The sequence below is a fragment of the Leptospira andrefontaineae genome (assembly GCF_004770105.1).
GTDB classification, from domain to species: Bacteria; Spirochaetota; Leptospiria; order Leptospirales; family Leptospiraceae; genus Leptospira_B; species Leptospira_B andrefontaineae.
In genome coordinates this window covers 47,562-64,698 of sequence record NZ_RQEY01000010.1, presented here as the reverse complement: position 1 = coordinate 64,698, position 17,137 = coordinate 47,562, and the positions used below count along the sequence as shown (strand labels likewise).

At 39.4% G+C, this 17,137-nt stretch carries 9 protein-coding genes; 8 read left to right on the top strand and 1 reads right to left on the bottom strand.

The window, feature by feature from the left end:
• The first annotated feature begins 4 nt into the window (after window positions 1-4).
• A complete protein-coding gene (locus EHO65_RS05095) occupies window positions 5-7,630 on the top strand; it encodes a TolB-like translocation protein (RefSeq protein ID WP_135773088.1) in 7,626 nt (2,541 codons plus the stop codon).
• A 30-nt stretch (window positions 7,631-7,660) separates the two neighbouring features.
• Here EHO65_RS05095 and EHO65_RS05090 read toward each other — a convergent pair whose 3' ends face one another.
• A complete protein-coding gene (locus EHO65_RS05090) occupies window positions 7,661-8,737 on the bottom strand; it encodes an aminopeptidase (protein WP_135773087.1) in 1,077 nt (358 codons plus the stop codon).
• Here EHO65_RS05090 and EHO65_RS05085 point away from each other — a divergent pair.
• From EHO65_RS05085 to EHO65_RS05055, 7 genes are all read left to right on the top strand, one after another.
• Window positions 8,736-9,836 carry a S1C family serine protease gene (locus EHO65_RS05085; RefSeq protein ID WP_135773086.1) on the top strand — a complete coding sequence of 367 codons (1,101 nt, stop codon included), beginning with the start codon at window positions 8,736-8,738 and terminating at the stop codon, window positions 9,834-9,836. The two genes, EHO65_RS05090 and EHO65_RS05085, sit on opposite strands and share 2 nt — an antisense overlap.
• A 25-nt stretch (window positions 9,837-9,861) precedes the next feature.
• Window positions 9,862-11,166, top strand: coding sequence for a pyridoxal phosphate-dependent aminotransferase (locus EHO65_RS05080; RefSeq protein ID WP_135773085.1), 1,305 nt, complete (start codon window positions 9,862-9,864; stop codon window positions 11,164-11,166).
• Between the two features lie 3 nt (window positions 11,167-11,169).
• Entirely contained in the window at window positions 11,170-11,943 is a 774-nt protein-coding gene (murI, locus tag EHO65_RS05075) for a glutamate racemase (protein WP_135773084.1), read from the top strand.
• Between the two features lie 77 nt (window positions 11,944-12,020).
• Window positions 12,021-12,632, top strand: a complete 612-nt coding sequence (gene lsa19 / locus EHO65_RS05070; RefSeq protein WP_135773083.1) for an adhesin Lsa19 — start codon at window positions 12,021-12,023, stop codon at window positions 12,630-12,632.
• 53 nt (window positions 12,633-12,685) lie between these two features.
• Complete coding sequence (gene purM / locus EHO65_RS05065; RefSeq protein ID WP_135773082.1) at window positions 12,686-13,723, top strand: phosphoribosylformylglycinamidine cyclo-ligase; 1,038 nt, start codon at window positions 12,686-12,688, stop codon at window positions 13,721-13,723.
• Window positions 13,724-13,744: 21 nt separating this feature from the next.
• Entirely contained in the window at window positions 13,745-15,001 is a 1,257-nt protein-coding gene (locus EHO65_RS05060; RefSeq protein ID WP_135773081.1) for a chloride channel protein, read from the top strand.
• Between the two features lie 74 nt (window positions 15,002-15,075).
• Window positions 15,076-17,112 carry a sensor histidine kinase gene (locus tag EHO65_RS05055; protein ID WP_135773080.1) on the top strand — a complete coding sequence of 679 codons (2,037 nt, stop codon included), beginning with the start codon at window positions 15,076-15,078 and terminating at the stop codon, window positions 17,110-17,112.
• Window positions 17,113-17,137 lie beyond the last annotated feature (25 nt).

The following is a 17,137-nucleotide window of genomic DNA, read 5'->3' as shown; positions in this document are numbered from 1 at the left end:
TTTAATGAAGCGCGGAGTCCTATTCTTCTTTCTATTTCTATTCGGCAATTGTGTCGTTTTTATGCCTGCACAAAGAGTTAGGCCTATCGAGTTCGATTATGGTCCTATCTCTAAAAATTATTTTAATCCGGAGAATGATAAACCATTTCCTTTAACTGTCCAAAGGGGGAATAACCTATATAATTCCACCACACAGGATGGAAGATATCTTTTTTATACGACCGGGCAGAAAGGGAATTATGATATTTGGTTTAGGGATCTCAGAAGTTCCATTGTGGTTCCCATCACTGAACATCCTTCTTCCGAATACAAACCTGCAATTAGTCCTGATGGTAAAAAACTGGCATTCGTATCGGAACAATATGATACAGCTGGGGATATCGTCCTATTAGAAATTGAACCTGAGGTCTGGGCAAAAAAGATATTAGAAGGAAAAAGATTTTTAAGCGACGACTTCGAGTTTATTACAAATCCAGAATATTCTGATATTTCTAAGTCGGATAAATTTTCTGATTCGGATCCTATTTGGGGAAAGGACAGTAGAGTATTATTATTCTCTTCCGATCGACTAACTCCGGGAACTCCAAACCTGATCTTATGGGACACTGAAGGAAAAGAAAAACCGATCTTACTTACCAGGTCCGGAGCAGTAAATCCGTATTGGTCCCAAGATGGGAACACGATCGTATATCTTTCGTATGCCGATTCCAGAGAGGGTGAGATCTACTCCTTGGATCTAAATACTAGGAAATCTAAAAGACTAACGAATGATCCTTATTTAGATTTTTCTCCTAGCTTATCTCCGGATGGAAGATATTTATTTTATACATCGATCCGTTCCGATTCGGATGGAAATCGGAAATTAGACGAGAGAGATAATAGTCTGATCATTCGTTTGGATCTTTCTGATATGAAAGAAAGAAGACTGACTTCCGGAAATTTTTCATTATTCGATACAAAGTATTCTTCCTTTAATGGAGGAAGTATTCTATTCACTGCATCATATTATGGAACCTTAAATATCTATTTTCTTCCTTTGAGTGGCTCTATTCCGAAAGTTTCTAATATATCAGCACAATTTGAGCTGGCTAAGGAATATGGCAAAAAACAATCCTTGGATGATTATCTATTGGCATTAGATTCCTTGGAGTTGTATTTTAAGGAAGATCCGCTCTATCCTATTTTTAAGGCCAAAGTCCTAAACGAAAAATATTCACTTTATAAAAAGTCAGGAAAAACCTCAGAGATCAAAAAGGAAATGTATTCTTCACGTTTGGACCCTAAATGGGGATTTGCTTACGTATTCTATTTGGAATCGGAAAACAAAGGGATCTCAGAGATCAAAGAATATTTTTCTAATATTCGAAATCATGCGGATGCGCAAGTAACAGGTGCGATCCTGGAAGAAATTGGGAATTTGGAGGAAAGATCCGGAAAAATAGAGGCCTCCCTAAATTCAAAACAAGAATTGGTAACTCGATTTCCTGGATATTATAATATTCACGAAGTTTTACGGAATATAGGTGCTCTACAACTTAAGGAAGCAAAGAAGAAGGATTGGACCATTCCTTCTACATTATTACAAGCAGCAAACGAATCAGAATCCAAAACAATAGAACTTAAAAATTTATACGGACTTTTTGAAGAACAGATCCTGGCTGGAAAATCGGATTCAGAAAAAATTTCTCTCTCAGAAAAAATAGAATCTTCTAATAAGATCAAGGAGCGTTCTCCGGTATTGTATAGATTTTTAATGTATACAAAGGCTGCTGGGCTTTCCGGGCAAGGTGTGTTTTCGGAAAGTAATTCTCTCTTGGAACCTTTGTTGAAAGATGTGACTCCTAAGGATCCACTCTTTCTTAAGATCCATCTATTAAGATCTTCTAATTTTAAAGGCCTTGGAAGTGTTCGTTATTCCTTAGAATCTCTTCGCACATTTTTAGAAAATTATGATCACGATTCGGGGGTTGAGATCTCTGATAAGGAGATGGAAAGGTTCTTTATCTATTTTGAGAATCTGGCCAGAAACTATGAGAACAGATCGGACTTCTTCCAAGCTTCTCTTCACTATTTTTATAATACTGAGAATATGTTCTTGGCAAAAAGTAAGAACCTCTTCCAGGACACTGTTTATAAGGATTATGCCATCTATTACCAGAAATTGATGGTGGATACTTCTTTCAAATTAGCCAGATCGGTGAGCGAGAAGAATGCCTCAGGTATTTTAGGAAATTTGAATCCCCTTGAATTTGATCCATTAGATAAAAAAGAGGGGCTTATCTATATAGACCAATATTTTGAGAAGGAAAAAATTTTGCCTCGTGCTAGGGCATTCTTGGATCTCGCCACATTATATGGATATGCTTACTACTTGATCAATCGTTCGGTGATCCGTGAAACTTTTTATTATAATTCCGGGACAATGGATCGAATTAAAAAGGAGGCTGCTCTTAGAGATTTCAAGCAGGCGGAATATGAACTAAGATGGATCATATTTGCAGAGCCTACATATCATGATGCGTACCAACTTTTAGGTTGGTTATACCAATATGTGGACATCATGAAGTCCAGAAAGCCGAACGATAAGGAACCTGCCGATGAAGACAAATATAAGGATGAATATTCCAAATATTTCCCGGAAAAAAACTTCGAAGAGAATATAGAACTTTATAGCCAGATCTTGGAATTGTTAGGAGAAAATTTCCAAAACAAAAAGGCTCTCTCGGATCTGAGATTGAATTTAGGTAATAATTATTTCTTACTGAAAAACTATCCTAAAGCGGATGAACAATATTCTTTAGTAGAATCTTATTCAAATTATATAATATCTAAAGCTCAATTCGAAGACTATAGACAGAAGGCGGTTTTCTTATTCAACTCTGCTCGAGCTTCCATGTATATGTCCAAGTATGGAGCCGCGGTACGGAAATTAAAGGATGCATCCGGTATATATTCTAAAAACGAATTCTTACAATTATACTCCGGAACGGATTACGCCAAGAACCTACAAAGTTACAGAGAAAAATTAACATTACTTAGGACTCTGACAGGTCTCTCTCATATGGAATTGGGAGAATATGCGCAGGCACTTCCTTATCTAACGGAAGCATTAGAGTTAAACGAACCCTCTAGATTAGTGGACCCGATTAATATTAGAAATGCATTAGCAATTTCTTATCAAAAATTAGGATATATTTCCAAATCCGAAGAAAATTTGAAAGAAGCAGAGAAGGAAGCTTCTTCTCGAACAACTCTTTGGCTTCCTAAGAAGGTGAGTCCTAAATTTTGGGAATCCGTCTGGGATTCCATTTGGGATTTTGTTTTTGAAACAGTGCTCCCTGACTCGGTTCGTATTTCCGGTTCTGGTAGATTTCCGGAAGCTATACCTCCAGTCTTCCAGCCATTATTATCTTCCGGCATAAGAGTAAATAATCTTGTATTAGAACAAAACTATCGGTTGGCGGCAGAAGAAACAAATAAACGACTCGAATATGTAAGCAAAAAAGGTTTAAAGAAGACCTTGGCCGGACAACTAGTCCAATCACAATCGTATGCTGATATAGGATTTTTTCAATATAAAAGAAATGAATTCGAAAATGCTAAATTAGCATTTTTAGAAGAGAATGAATTTCTAAAAGATTCTGCTAATCTGTCCGGAAGATCTACAGGCAGTTATAAAAGATATTTATATTCCCTATTCGCTTCTATTGAAGCCTCAGACAAAAAAGACAAAAGTTATTCGGAAGAACTAAACAATGCTTTGGAAGAATTGGATAGGTTCAAAAAAGAATCTATGGAAAACTGTCTTTCTTCTTGGCCGGAAGATTTGTTAGAAGGAAATTCAGTATGTTCGGAGACATTTTATAAACAATATTATGATTTCGATATATTGAAAGCCACGGTTCTCTATTATTCGGGAGAGGAGAATTTTAAAAGGGGGGAATGGTTAGAAGGTTTCGAAAAATTAGGGATCTCTTCTTCTTTACTTGAAACACCTTCCGGATTACCAAAGGAGATCATCGGACTTTCGAAAGATCCATTTCCAAGAAAGGAAAGGGTATTCCACTTTTTAAGTAGGGCAAGTGTATTTTACAGATTAGGAGATCTGGAAAAAGCGGAAGAATGTTTAAAAGCTGCTGAAGAGATGGCTAACGTTTTCTATTTCGGCGCCGAGCTTATCCAAACCTGGGTATTACAGGCGAGACTGGATCTAATTTCTAAAAAACCGGAAAAAGCAAAGGCCAAATTATCAAAAGCGGAAGAACTTCTCAAAAAACAATTTCATCTTATCTCTGATAATAAGAGTTTTCTGCTAAGAGACTTATATGAGACAAAAATAAGAACGGAACTTGATTCGGGAAATACGAATACAGCATTTAATGATTGGGTACGGCTCCAGAGATTATTAAATTTCCGTAATTTTCAAAAAGGAAATTGGGAATTTAGGGAAGCTCGATCTGAATACATAAAATTTGAATCAGATTGGAAAAATTACAGGAACACTTATTTTAAATACCAGAACTCTTTGGAAACAAGGGGGGATATTAAAAAGGAGGAGCTTGCACTTACACAAGCTTCCACTCAGGTTTCTAGATCTTTGGAAGTTTTAAGATCTAAACTGCCGAAAAAGGCAACATTTTTAGATCCTTTTGGTAGTATACCTGAAGATATCATAAAACAAAACGAGACCGAAATTCGTTTATTAGAATCCAGAGGTTCTGTATTTGCTCGAATTAGGAATACTTCTTCTTTAAAATTTCTGAATTTTGAGAATGAATCCAAAGCGGAAAGCTGGATAAAATCCAATTTTGAAAATTCCGGACGTAACCTTTTGGTAGACCCCGGTAACACATCTATCGGAGAAAAATTAAGCACTCAGATCTCCGGGATCAGTTTTAAACTTTCTTCTTCCGTCTTAAATCGAGAAGAAAGAACCCCTAAAGTAATTTCCTCTTTTTTACCGATTGCCGGATGGAATTATAGAAAGATAGATTCTGAATCTTGGACGGATATATTAGAAGATACTGATGTTCTTGTTAGCTCTTTTCCGGATGTAAAAGGAGATTCTGCCTTTGGGGAAAGGAAGAAGGACACCTTAGAACTCAGGGAGTTTTTTTCCAGAGAACATAGATTAGGCGCCGTAATCTTCACATATTCTGAAAAACCTAGCTGGCACCAGATCTTAAAGGCGTTTACAGGGCTTTCCGGGTCGGGTGTAAATTTGATGTATCTATGTCCTGGGGAAACTTGTGTAAAAGAATCTCTGGAGGAAATTTTTTCAGGAAAAACATCCAACTCCGCAATTCGTTTTGGTAGAACTCTGGAAAGATCCGGAAATAAGAATGCCGAAGCAGAAAAACTTTTTACTAAGTCCAGAAAGGATGAAAGAATTTCTGATCCTTCGGAAGTGTTTTCAGATTTGCATAAAGCTCGTTCTTATGCAGAACCAAATTCTAATTTAGCTTTAAAAATTGAATCGGATCTATTAAGAGCCTATCAGAGGTTAAAACCCGATTTTTCTTTGGATAAAATTTTTTCCTTACGTTATGAGAATCGAGATCTGAATTCTCAAAAAGAGCTGGGACTGAACTTATGTTTGTCCAGGTTATTAGAAACGGAATATAGTCGCTTCGCTCCTGAAGCCCGCGTTGCGGACTATAAGGATTGCGGTGACATTCCGTTACCGGAAGGAAAGAATGAAATTTTAAGCGGGATACTCGCATTAAAGGAAGGAAAATTTCCCGGTACTTCTCTAAGTTCAAATATATCTGTAGATAGATACGATCCGTTTTTATTCAGATTAAAACTTTCTAATTTAGCCTTGGAAGCTTATTATCCGGATCTGGCTTCTTCTCAACTTGGGCTTGCAAAACAATTCATCTCTTCTACCTCCGATCAGGAGACTTGGAAGATGATGGAGACTCGGATCCGAAGAGAAAAAGCTTTATTAGAAGAAGCGGAAGATTGGTCTGAAAATTCCAATCAGATAGAATTGGATCTTCAAGAAAGGAATTATCCAAAACATTTAGCTTTCTTAGAAAACCGAAAAAGACTCGGGCATAGGATCTCTCCTCTTTCTTTGTATTCAGAGATATATAGTTCGTCCAAGGCTTTGTTTCAGACCTTAGATGCCGAATCCAGATCTTCTGTGTTGGACCTCCTACGTTATTCCTTGCCGGAAGAAACCGGAAAAGAAATGGAAGAATTTTTGAATTCTTTTGTGGATCTGGAAAAACTTAAGAAAAATTCTCCAAGGCAAGTAAGGGTTATGATGGAGTTTTCCAAAGCTTATCTTTCCAGAGGAGACTTTGATAAGGCGAAATATTGGATCTCTAGAGCAAGAGAGATTTCGGATAGGCTCTATTTTACCGAAATTGAATTTATTAATTCTAAAATTTTCTATTTAGAAGGTAAAAAGCCGAACAAAACATCGGAGTCTGGCTTTTCGGAATATCTTTCTGAATATGAAAATGCTTCTTCTAAAAAGTCTTCCGAATTTGTCGAATTAGCGAATCGTTTTGTTAAACATCGCAAAAAGAAAAAGTTTAGCCCGATCGAAAGAAGGGAACTTAATGATTTTATAACATATTTACAGACTCTTTCTTTTCAGCAGAACGATTCGGAGACGTTCTTTGATCTTGGGTTGATCAAGGATAAAATTGCAGCGGTTCGTTCTGCTTTGTTTGGACGTTCGGTTTTTTATTATGATCTTCCTAATTTTAATAAGGTATCCTTTGCTTTAGAAGAAAAGATTCCTGAAAACCAAGAGTTTTTGGCTTTAATGGATCTGGGTTTAAAAACTTTTTATATTAAATTTACAAGAGGTAAGTCCAAGGGAGATCTCGCGTTTAAGGACAATCGAAAAGTAAGGGCCTCTATTTATAAATATAATGAAGAAGCGGACAAGGGTGGGGCAGAAGTTTTACTGAGAGAAGCATTGGAGACAGAGATCCGCCAGAATATTCGCCCTTCTAAAAATAAAACCACGTATTTGTATCTATCTTCTTATCATTTCTTGGCTCCTATTTTGCCTAAGCCAGAAGAAGAGATCTATTATATTGCAGATCCGGAGACCTTGCTTAAAAATCCAGTGCATAAAGAGAAGGAGGAATTTTGGGAAGGATTTGGGATCGTAACTAAGGATGATTCGAATTCTCCAGATTGGTATTCTCGGTTACTCCAGTTGGAGAACTTAGAACTTTCTCCTAAGGGAAATCCATCGATTACTCCCTTTCATGTGGTTCGGGTTCCTTTGGTAGAAGATAAAGAAAAAGGGATTTTGTTTGGAAATCGATCTGTTTCTGAAGTGGAGCCTGGAACTTTGCAAGGTGTTTGGATGTTAGCTTCCTCATTCTTAGAAGGTTTTGGAAATGCATCTTTGAACTTAAAGGATTCCTTATATTATTTAGGAAAATTCTGGAAGGGACCAGGGATAGTGAACCTCGGATTCCAAACCGACACTCATAATTCTAGATTCTTAAAAGAGATTTCTTCACGAAAAGAAGATTCTAAAATTTCTCTCAGGAATCGTTTTCTGAAAACTATGGATACAATGAGGGAAGTGTATCCGGTCGATAAATATTGGAACGGTTATAGATTGTTCACTACTTCATTTATTTCGAAAGACTGAACAATGTTGGAACTCCAACAAACTTCGGACTTATTTCTCGTCCAGCAGCGCCTTTCTATCTTCTGCACTTTTTTCCTTAAGCTTCCTCATCTCATCATGGAACTTCGAGAAATCCTTTCCAACTTCCAAAAACCTTTTTCTAAAATATCCAGTCCCGGAATTATATCTAAGCATTCCTATAAAGTCTTCGTTATTCCAATCCCTTTCTGCAAGTTTTTTAGAATTGATCTTGGTCCATTTCGTTTGCAGGATCTTTTTTCGGAAATTGGAAATGATCTCCGATTTTTTTGCCAGTAAGATATCTTCTCTGCCACCTTCAGAGTAAGCGGCTTTGAGCAAATTTGCAGTTTCTATAATTAAATTTTTATAAAGTTTCGTTTCTTCTTCCGATCTTTTTCTTTCTTCTAAAAGTTTTGGACCGCCAATCTTTAAGATATATTCGTCTGCGCCCTGGTCTTCCACAAAACTCGCATAACTTTCGTTAAATAAAGAATCTCCTGGGAAATACACTGTGGCGTGTGCCATTTCATGGATGACAATAGAAGCTAAGTCTCCCGGATCTTCATAAAGTTGAGAAGAGAATAATGGGTCTTCGAACCATCCCAAAGTGGAATATCCTGCTGTGATCCGTATTCTTGTATCGAAGCCTTGTTCTTTCAAAGATTGTTCTTCTTCTTTTGCTTTTTCGAATGAAAAATATCCTTTGTAAGGAACCGTTCCCGCAATTGGAAACCACCAAGTATAAGATTCGAATCGAAGCGGATGACAGGCACTTACATGCCAACCGATTGCCGGTCGGTCTAATTGTACAAAACTTTTAAATCCACCTTCGGAAGAGAGTGCCAAGTGTTGGATCCCGAATTCTCTGATCTTCTCCACCTCTTTTAATTTTGTTTTGGTAGTTTCAGGTATTTCAGGATCGGCTAAAACATCCGAGATTGCTTTTCTTTGTAGTAAGATCTTTGCCTGTTCTTTTCCCAGATGATAGAGATATGGAATACATCCTTGTCCGGAAAAGAATAGAAAAAACAAAACGGGTATCCCGGAAAAGAATCCGAGTCGACGATTCTTTCCGTTAGGTAGAAGGTGGGTTGAGTCTGATTGCATGAATATTCGTCTTCCTAAAATCGTTTGGATCAATATCGGACTTTTGGTTTTATTCCTATTCGTCCTCATTCTTCCGGGAGAAGGAGGTTTGTCCTCCTTTTTCCGAGGTGGTAAACCGCTCGGCTATTCCGACCAAAGAGCCGGGATCCAATTGCAGGATGCTTTTCGAAATGTTTATAATTCTGCAAAAGATTCTGTGGTTTCTATACGGACCAAAAAAACAGAAGCAATCACAAGCCCTTACCAATATTTCGATTATCGCACTGAAAAACTTTCCTCTTTTGGCAGCGGGTTTCTCATTCACGAAAAGGGGTATGTTGTCACAAATTTTCACGTTATCTCGGACGCGGAAAGTATAGAAGTAATTGCTTCCGACGGTAGTGTTTTCCCTGCAAAATTTGTGGGAAGCCATGAAAGAGCGGACATAGCTCTTCTGAAAATTAAAGAAGGAAGTGGACTCAAACCAGTTTCTTTTGGTGATTCCGATAAGATAGAAGTGGGAGATTGGGCGATTGCAATCGGTTCTCCTTTCGGCCTAGAAAGATCTTTTTCCGTCGGTGTGGTTTCCGCAAAGTATAGGGAAGATCTGGATGAGACAGGACAAACCCATATCCAGACAGATAGTATGATCAACCCAGGTTCCAGCGGTGGGCCTCTTCTAAATATTTACGGAGAAGTAATTGGGATCAATCGTTTGATCCGTAGCGACTCTGGTAGGAACACCGGCATCGGCTTTGCTATCCCGATGAATTATGCCAAAAAGATAATCCAGCTCATCGAAGAGAATAAGGGACGGATCATCCGACCTGCTACTTTGGGTGTGATGGCGACTGTCCCACTTCCGGACCATAGAAAGGCTCTTGGAATTCCTGCTGATTGGAAAGGAGTTCTAGTTTACGATATTGACCCGGGTTCTTCCGCAGAAAGTTCCGGTTTGAAACGATACGACTTCATTATGGAAGCAAACGGAGTCCAAGTTAAAAATATTAATGATCTGAGGGAACAGGTAGGAATAGTAGGATTAGGCGGCAGGTTAAAACTTAGGATCTATAGGGAAAAATCCCTGGAAGAACTGACCGTTCGATTGATACAGAAATAATTTTTCTAAAATCATAAGGCTAGACATGAGAAGAAATATCGTTCATAGCGGTGCTGATGCTCTCATTTACGAGATCCGTCAGATCGTAGGAGTCGCTAAAAAGTTAGAAGCTCTCGGAGTTCCAATTACGTACGAGAATATCGGGGACCCCATCCAAAAAGGAGAGAAGGTCGCTCCCTGGATGAAAAAAATAGTTTCGGATCTGATCCTCGAAGACAGGTCCTGGGCCTATACGGCTACGCAAGGATTTGAGAAGACCAGAAATTTTTTAGCGGACAAAGTGAACGAAAGAGGCGGAGCCCAAATTACCGCTGATGATATTTTATTTTTCAACGGACTCGGTGACGCGGTCGCTAAAATTTTCGGGTTTTTAAGAAGAGAGGCTCGGGTTATAGGACCAAGTCCTGCATATTCTACTCTATCTTCTGCGGAAGCAGCGCACTCAGGTTATGAGCATATGACTTATAACTTAAATCCGGAACAAGGTTGGATGCCTGATCTGGAAGATATTGAGAACAAGGTCAAATATAATGACTCGATTGCAGGTATTCTTCTCATCAATCCGGATAACCCTACCGGCGCAGTATATGATAAAAATGTAATGCGAGAGATCGTTAAGATCGCAGAAAAATATGATGTAATGCTTATCTGCGACGAAACATACGCTCATGTAAATTATTCCGAAACGGGAACAATCCACCTTTCAGAAGTGATAGGTAATAAGGTGCCTGGAATGGCTCTTCGTTCCGTGTCCAAGGAATTTCCTTGGCCTGGTGGAAGATGCGGCTGGTTGGAGATATTCAACAAAGACAAGGATCCAGTTTTTGCAAGATATGCAAAATCCCTTTTGGACGCTAAGATGCTGGAAGTATGTTCTACCACTCTTCCTCAGATGGCAATTCCCGAAGTATATTCCCATCCTCAGTTTCTTCCCCACTTAAAGGAAAGAAATGAGAAGTTCAAGAAGAAGGCCAAACTTGCTACCGAGTCTTTTAAAGGGCTGGGAGGTGTTACTGTAGTAGAACCTAAGGGAGCTTTCTATCTTACTGTTGCATTCGATAAGGGAGTTTTAGGAGATAAGATGACTCTTCCTATCTCCAATCCAAAGGCAGAAGAATTTATCCGCCCTCTTCTTGGGAACTGCGCTCCTGATCGTCGATTTGTGTATTATCTTTTGGCTTCCACTGGAATATGCGTAGTCCCACTTTCTTCTTTCTGTACGGATAGAGACGGTTTTAGGGTTACTCTTCTCGAAGAAGATGAGGAAAAATTCCGTTGGATCTATAATACTTTGAGAAAGAGTATAGAGGACTATACAGCTTCCACTTAGGATATGAAAAACAATAAAGAAAGAGTTCCTAAGATCGGAGTGATGGATTCCGGAATGGGAGGACTTTCCGTTCTTAAGGAACTCTTAGATCTTCCATATTCCGTAAATTTTCTTTATTATGGAGATCTTGCACATGCTCCTTATGGAGAGAAACAAACCTCAGAAGTTTTGGAACTCACTCGTAATGTGTGTCACTTCTTCTTAAAAGAAGAAGTAGATGCGATCCTTCTTGCATGTAACACTGCAACTTCCGCTTCTGCCTCTAAACTCAGGGAAGAATTATCCGTACCTGTATTTGGTATGGAACCCGCTATCAAACCCGCACTTCTTGCCCACCCTGGAGAAAAAATTGCGTTACTCGCCACTTCAGTTACTCATAGAGAAGAAAAATTGCAGGACTTAAAATCCGAATTAGGCGCATCGGAAAGGGTACTTCACCTCAATTGTGACGGTCTTGCTACACTGGTAGATCAAGGGAAATGGGAAGAAGCCAAACTTCTTCTTAAAAACATATTAAAGATCCCGCAAGAACAAGGTATCCGTGCTCTTGTATTGGGATGCACACATTACGTATTCTTAAAAAACGAGATCAAAGACCTATATCCAGAGGCAATTCTTCATGATGGGAACAAGGGGACCGTCCGCCATTTAGTCAGATCTCTTCATTTGGATGAAAAGCAGGGGCACCCTAATTATAATCTGTTCTTTTCTTCCCCTAATAACCGAGAAGAATTGGAAGGGTTTGCCTCTCAGTTATTACAAAAAGCCTCCCCATAACAGGTAGAAATTTTTTTCCAAAAGAGTATTTTTTTGGTTCCCGGTCTAGACGCTTTGTATTAGCTTTATGAATCCGTATGAACTCTATATCCATATCAAAGCTAGTTACGATCCTTTTAGTTCCGAGCCTATTCTTCTTCTGCAAGCCTAAAGAAGAAGAAACTACGGATGCAATCGTCTCCTTTATCGTAGGAAAAGCGACTGCAGAAAAAGCGGGCTCTGTCCTGAAGGCAAGTGATCGTGTTGTTGAATCCGAAATTGTAAAAACAGACAAGGATGCTACTCTTGATCTAACCACTACTTTAGGGACAGTTCGACTTCTAGGTGGCTCAGAGGCTTCTATTGCTGCATTGAGAGCGGATCAAAATTATATTAAGATCAATTCAGGCAATATTTTAGTAAAAGTTGCCAAACTCAAAAAGAATGAATCCATCTCAATCGACACTCCTACCGTAGTAGCTGCTGTTAGAGGGACCCAATTCTGGGGACAGGTAAACCCTGCTAATGAAACAGGAACATTCGCAGTGAGAGAGGGTAGTGTTCAGATTACCAGAAAAGACGACGAAGCAAGAGTTTTGGTAAAAGCTGGAGAAGCAGTGGACTTGGGGCCTGGGATCAAGGCTTTAAAAGTTCGCCCTGCAGCTGCGGGAGAGCTCTCCGCAATGGAACAAATCGATCAAATGAAATAGCTTTTTTTCTGGGCATTAGACCCGATCCGGGAATTCTGTTCTGGAGCGGGTCCATGCAAGAAGAAATCAGTTATAAATCCGCCGGAGTCGATACAGAAGCCGGCCAAGAATTCGTCAAAAAGATCAAACAAAACGTAGAATCCACCCATGGTCCCAGAGTTTTAGGCGGACTTGGAGGATTTTCAGGCGCTTTCGACGTTTCCTTCCTCAAAAATTATAAAAACCCAATATTGCTCAGTGGCACCGACGGTGTAGGGACTAAGGTGGAGCTCGCTCGTTTATTCAATATTCATGATACGATCGGGATAGACCTGGTTGCAATGTGTGCGAATGATATTCTTGTCTCAGGTGGAGAGCCCTTATTCTTCTTAGATTATATTGCCTGTGGCAAACTCATCCCTGAAAGAATGGAAAGGATCGTTGCCGGTATAGTTAAAGGATGTAAACTTTCCGGATCGGCTCTGTTAGGTGGAGAAACTGCAGAACATCCAGGTACGATGGATCCAGACGAATACGATTTAGGCGGATTCGTTGTAGGCGCTGTAGAGAAGGATGACTTAATAGATGGATCTAAGATCAAACCTGGAGATATCGTTTTAGGTTTGGAATCTTCCGGCCCTCATAGCAATGGATTTTCTCTTATCCGTAAATTGTATCTGGAGGGAGGAAGAAAACTTCCCGCAGATCCGGAGTTAGTCGGTTTCTTAAAAGAATTCGCACTCCGTCCTACAAGGATCTATGTTCAGAGTATACTAAATCTTATCAAGAAGGTTGATGTGAAGGGAATGGTGCATATCACTGGAGGAGGTTTTTATGAAAACATTCCTAGAGTGCTTTCTGATTCCTTAGCTGTAGAGATCCAGAGAGAAAAACTTCCTGAGAATCCTTTCTTTGTTAGAGTTCAAAAAGATTTTCCTTCTTTATCTGAAAAGGAATTGTATTCCACTTTTAATATGGGAATCGGATACATAGTCATCATTTCTCCGGAGTCGGTAGCAGATGCTACTACAGCTTTGGAAGAAAAAGGAGAACTGGTCCATAAAATCGGAGTAATCACTTCGAAAAATAAAGAGTCTGTTCTTTTTGTCTGAACTTTTCAAACCGGCAGATATATGGATCGGATCCAAAGTCTTTTAAAAAATCCAATATTTATATTATCTAAGAAGAATCCATTCATGCTTTCCAGATGGAGTATTTTGTATGTACTCCTTGGATTATTTGCAGGAGTATTCTCTGCAGTGTTTTGGAAAGTATTGGAATACCTTACCAAACTTCTCGCTGGTTTCCAAGGGCATTATATTATCCTAATTATGACCTTGTCCGGTTTGGGCATTGGACTTCTCATTTATTTTCTGGGAGAGCCGGGAGAAATTTCATTAGTAATCGATAATATTCGTTTTAGGGGAGGTAAACTCGACCCTAAGAACAATTCTTCTATGAGTTTGTCTTCTTTACTCAGCATTTCTTCCGGAGGAAGTGCGGGTCCGGAGGCCCCACTTGTTCAGATCACCGGATCTTTTGGAAGTTGGTTTGCGGAGAAGATAGGATTAGAAGGAGAAGAGCTTAGATCCATGACCATTGCCGGAATGGCCGCAGGATTTACTTCTTTATTCGGTTCTCCTTTAGGTGGAGCTTTATTCGCGTTGGAAATCCTACAACATAGACATGTGGTAGAATATTACGAGGCTCTATTGCCGGCATTTCTCTCCAGTTGTAGTGCTTATTTTGTATTCCTATTCATGACAGATATGGGAATCGGACCTACTTGGGAATTCCCACAATATGTTCCGGGTGGAATAGAAGATTTCCAATACGCGATCGGTTTTGGAATGGCCGGCGCAATCGTAGGATGGATATTTTACGGAATATTCAGAATTACTAAATTTTCTTTCTCTAAAATAACTCTTCCTATTTTTGTAAAGACCGCCATCGGCGGATTGTTTCTCGGTTGTATTGCATATTATGAGCCGCTCACTCGTTATTTCGGTCATGACCAATTAAACGAGATCGTAGTTACCAAAGGGGATTGGATCTTTTTTGGCACTCTTGCCTTATTAAAGATATTGGCCATCAATATCACTGTTTCCAGCGGTTGGAGAGGCGGGATTATTATACCGTTATTCTTCGTTGGTGCTGTGGCCGGAAGATTTTTCATGGATTTCTTTCCTTCTGAAAACGAATCCTTTTTGTTAATTTGTTTGATGGCTTCGGTAAATGCCTCCGTGACCAAAACACCTATTAGTACTACTATATTACTCACAGGTTTAACCGGAGTTTCCAATTTTACTCCTGTATTATTTGCCTCTTTGAGCGGATACTTCTTGTCGCCTAAAGCACCGTTTATCAGCTCTCAGGCGGATTCAGTTTAATTTTTAGATCGGACTTCAGTGTCCGATTTTGTCCTGGACGATTTCTCGCAAATCGATAAAAGATAGCCAACTCTATGGGAATTTTCTCCAAAAAGGATCCGTTCTATCTTCTGGCGGTATTCTTATTTTTCGCATATTGTACACCTTCTCCTAAAAAAGCTTTATTAGAGAATGGTGTTATAGATTGGGAAAAGTCTCTCCAACAGGGAAAATGTTTCCGGATGACTGGAGATTGGAAGTTCGCCTGGTTGGGCGCTCGTCCCGATACAAGTCTTCCCAAAGAACCCGAAAAATTTTCCTTAAGCCTTATCCCGGGTAGCTGGACTAAACATGATTGGCCTGGTTCCGACGAGGGGGAATTCCCTAAATACGGAAAAGCATTGTATAGAGTGGATTTGGTCTCTTCTATTCCAGTAGAAAGTTTACATTTAGTTTCTTATGACCAAGGAACAAATTATAGGATTCTATTTAACGGAAAATTAATCAATGAAGTGGGGAAGGTGGGAGATCCAACTGAAGAAGGGCTCGAGCTTAAAACCAGTTATTCTATTCTTCCAACATGGCAAGGTACGGCGCATCTTGATTTTGAAATTTCAAATTACCAGTATAGAAAAGGAGGACTTTGGAAACCTCCTATCTTAGGAACCGCAGAATGTGTAAGTCGTTATTATTTGGATAGAAGAGACTTAGAAGGAATACTCTGCGGAGGGCTATTCTTCTTAGGTCTATTCCATATTTTTGTATCAGTTTTTTATAAAAAAGATTCTTCCGCTTTGATCCTGGGAATTCTTTCCATTACGGTCGGGCTCAGATTATACACCACTGGGGTCAGATTATTTCCCGAACACTTTTTAGTAGGACCAGAGATATATCTTAGGACTGAATTTATCTCCTGGTTCATGGGAATGCCTTTGGCCCAGCACTTTTTGTTGGAAGTTTTCCCGATGAACTTCGGAAAAAAATTCCTGAAGTTAGGATATATTTTCGCGGGAATATTTACGCTCATCACTTTATTCACTGGGCCTGCTATCTATTCTTATCTGATCAATCCTTCTTATCTACTCTTCGTATTTAATGGTGTCTGCTCTCTCGTTGTGTTGACAAGAGCAGTTTCTCAGAAAATGCCAGGGGCTTATATCTATCTCGCAGGATTTATCTTCCTTCTATTCTTTATGATTAGTGAGATATTATTTCATGCAGAAGTATTGGATTCTTGGGAATTGAGCGGTATAGGAGTTGGAATATTTGTGTTAGGAAATTCTCTTTCTTTATCCAGCAAAATGTTGAGCGGATTTAGAGAAAGGGAGAAGGTCCAAGAAATTCTAAATACAAACTTAGAGGAACTTGTCCGAAAAAGGACCAGAGAATTAGAATTTGCAAGAGATGAGGCAGAAGCAGCAAACAAAGCAAAAAGTGAATTTTTGATCAACGTGGACCATGAGGTCCGCACTCCTATGAACGGGATCATGGGGATCACTCAGATGTTATTGGATTCAGATATCAAACCGGAGCATCAGGAAATGTTGGAGCTACTCAAGAGAAGTGGGGACGCAATGATGGTTATCCTTGGCTCTATGTTGGATGCTTCCAGTTTGGAGAAAGGTACATTATATCTTTTGAATAAACGTTTTAGTCTCAGGGCTTCTATCTACGAGGCGGCAATGAGAGTAGAAGACAAGATTCGCAGAAAAAACCTGGATTTCAGTGTGACTCTTGCCGAAAACCTTCCCGAGATTGTGGAAGGAGATGAAGAAAGATTTAAAACAATGCTTTTGGTCCTTCTGGAGAATGCGGAGAAGTTCACAATAAAAGGATTTGTCAAACTTATAGGAGAAAAGGTCCAGGATAATAATCTGGATTATCGACTTAGATTTAGGATTCAGGATTCGGGCATCGGAATTCCTGAAGATAAACTCAGTTCTATATTCAATCCATTCCAACAGGTAGATTCCGGAGTAACCAAACCTTTCCAAGGAGCGGGGCTTGGGCTTGCGCTTTGTAAGGCTCTCGCCCAGAAGATGGACGGGGATATTTCAGTCCAAAGTGTGCCAGGCAAAGGTTCCGAATTCATACTGGAAATCTCACTATCTAAACCGGAAATCCAATCTTGACATAAGATTTCCTCCTTCCAAGCTG

Bases quoted from the DNA above. Each gene is read 5' to 3' on its own strand.
- EHO65_RS05055 (WP_135773080.1), top strand. From the start codon at position 15,076: ATGGGAATTTTCTCCAAAAAGGATCCGTTCTATCTTCTGGCGGTATTC.
- lsa19 (WP_135773083.1), top strand. From the start codon at position 12,021: ATGAACTCTATATCCATATCAAAGCTAGTTACGATCCTTTTAGTTCCG.
- murI (WP_135773084.1), top strand. From the start codon at position 11,170: ATGAAAAACAATAAAGAAAGAGTTCCTAAGATCGGAGTGATGGATTCC.
- EHO65_RS05095 (WP_135773088.1), top strand. From the start codon at position 5: ATGAAGCGCGGAGTCCTATTCTTCTTTCTATTTCTATTCGGCAATTGT.
- EHO65_RS05060 (WP_135773081.1), top strand. From the start codon at position 13,745: ATGGATCGGATCCAAAGTCTTTTAAAAAATCCAATATTTATATTATCT.
- EHO65_RS05090 (WP_135773087.1), bottom strand. From the start codon at position 8,737: ATGCAATCAGACTCAACCCACCTTCTACCTAACGGAAAGAATCGTCGA.
- EHO65_RS05080 (WP_135773085.1), top strand. From the start codon at position 9,862: ATGAGAAGAAATATCGTTCATAGCGGTGCTGATGCTCTCATTTACGAG.
- purM (WP_135773082.1), top strand. From the start codon at position 12,686: ATGCAAGAAGAAATCAGTTATAAATCCGCCGGAGTCGATACAGAAGCC.
- EHO65_RS05085 (WP_135773086.1), top strand. From the start codon at position 8,736: ATGAATATTCGTCTTCCTAAAATCGTTTGGATCAATATCGGACTTTTG.